Source organism: Streptomyces sp. NPDC059900 (genome assembly GCF_050270335.1).
Taxonomy (GTDB): domain Bacteria; phylum Actinomycetota; class Actinomycetes; order Streptomycetales; family Streptomycetaceae; genus Streptomyces.
In genome coordinates, this window is sequence record NZ_JBNNJZ010000939.1 from 1 (window position 1) to 2,052 (window position 2,052).

General features: G+C 67.1%; 2 protein-coding genes. One reads left to right on the plus strand and one right to left on the minus strand.

Annotation, left to right across the window (positions count from 1 at the left end; translation table 11 throughout):
- The coding region (locus ACQKIP_RS45945; RefSeq protein WP_427745722.1) for a GntR family transcriptional regulator at window positions 1-638 on the minus strand (638 nt) is incomplete at its 3' end.
- A gap of 171 nt (window positions 639-809) precedes the next feature.
- On the opposite strand from ACQKIP_RS45945, the gene ACQKIP_RS45950 reads away from it, so the two are divergent.
- Window positions 810-2,039, plus strand: coding sequence for an FAD-dependent monooxygenase (locus ACQKIP_RS45950; protein WP_365862183.1), 1,230 nt, complete (start codon window positions 810-812; stop codon window positions 2,037-2,039).
- The last annotated feature ends 13 nt before the right edge of the window (window positions 2,040-2,052 follow it).

Genomic DNA, 2,052 nt, shown 5'->3' on the forward strand with positions numbered 1-2,052 from the left:
GTCCATTCGGTATGGGCCATCATGTTGGGCACCAGGGCGGGGCGCGTGAACGAGACGACGCGGGGCAGCCACAGGTGACGTCGGCACAGCCGCCATTGCTGGCGGGCGACGAGTTCGAGTTTGGCGCGCCATCCCAGCGGTCCGTCGTCGGGCAGGCTGAGGTCGGCGAACACCAGGTCGGCCATCTCTGTCAGCAATTCGTCCTTGCCTGCCACGAATCGGTACAGGGACATCGGGCCGAGGTCGAGGGCGGCTGCGAGCCGGCGCATCGTCAGGGTGTGCAGCCCGCCGGTGTCGGCCAGTTCGACAGCGGCCCTCAGGATGCGCTGCCGTAGCTCCTGGTCGGGCGTCTCGCCTTTGCGTGGGGTGGGAGCGGCGTTGTTCGCTGCGGGCGTCCTGCGGCGAGCCGTTTGTTCGCTGACCACCGTGCCGGAGCCGACGCGTGCCTCGACGATCCCCTCTTCTCGCAGGACGGCCGTCACCTTGGTCGCGGTCGCGATGGCCACGCCCCAGCGCTGGGCGATGGCCCGGATGGAGGGCACCCGGTCTCCGGGGCGCAGTTCACCGCTGTCGATCCGCGAGCGGATCTCTGCGGCGATCACCCGGTAGGGCGGCTCGGGTTTCTGCGCTGGTGACACGTGCTCCTCCGCGGGCTGGGAGTTCCAGGATGCCAGACATATTGAACTAGTTCACTTCGCATGGCGCACTAGTTCACTTAAGTCCATTTCAGCTTCTCTACTGGCTTGTTGTACCAATACGTTGGATACGCAGTGACTATTTGAACGACGTATTGACGAACGGAAGAGCCAATGGAGAATCGGGACATCCTCGTGTCCGGTGGCGGCATCGCGGGGGCGGCCCTGGCGTACTGGCTGCACCGGTACGGGTTCAGGCCTACGGTGGTCGAACGCTCGCCGGCCCCGCGCACGGGCGGCCACGCCGTCGACATCCGCGGCACCGCGCGGCAGGTGATCGAGCGCATGGATCTCGTGGATGAGGTCCGCAACGCCCGTATCCCTGCCCGCGGCATGGCCTTCATCAACGACAAGGGCAAGCACACGGCCAGCCTGGGAATGGACGTTTTCGGGCCGTCCGGAGGGCCCGTCGCAGAGTGGGCGCTGTTGCGCACCGACCTGGCCCGGATTCTCTACGACGCGATCCGCGATGACGTCGAGTACGTCTTCGACGACTCGATCACCCGCGTGGAGCAGGACGGCGACGGTGTCCGTGTCGCGTTCAACAACGCCATGGACCGTCGGTACGACCTGCTGGTGGGCGCCGACGGCGTGCACTCGCGCGTACGCAGGCTGGCCTTTGGCCCGGCCGAACGCTTCGTCCGCGACCTGAACTCCTTCATCGCTCTCTACTCGGTCGACACCGACGTCGACCTCGACGGATGGCAGCTGATGTACACCGTGCCCGGCCGTGGGGGCCATCCGGGCCGAACGGCGGCACTGCGCCCGCTGGCCGCCCCGGGCAAGGCGCTTGCGGCCTTCTTCTTCCGCGAGAGCGGACGCGACTTCGATCGCCGGGATACGGCTGCGCAAAAGCAGCTTGTGGTCCGTCACTTCAAGGATGTCGGCTGGCAAGTGCCCGGTTTCCTGCCGAAGATCTGGGACGCGCCCGACTTCTACTTCGACCGTGTCGAGCAGGTACACCTCGACACCTGGTCCCACAACCGGACCGTGCTCCTGGGCGACGCCGCTTACTGTGCCTCGCCCATGTCCGGGATCGGCACCAGCCTCGCCCTGGTCGGCGCCTACATGCTGGCCGGCGAGCTCTCCAAGGCCGGCGGCGACCACCGCACAGCCCTCGCAGCCTATGAGACAGGTATGCGCCAGTTCGTCGACCGCGCACAGGAGTTCGCCCGGACATCGGGCGACGGCGGCCTCATGCCCGGCTCGCACGCACAGATGTGGATGCGCAACCAGTCCGTGCGGGCCCTGCCGCTCCTGCCCCGACGCATCGTCGGCCGGGGCCTGGAAAAGGTGGCCGACACCGTCGTCCTCGACGACTACACCAGCTACGCACATCACTGAATCCTCCCCAAGG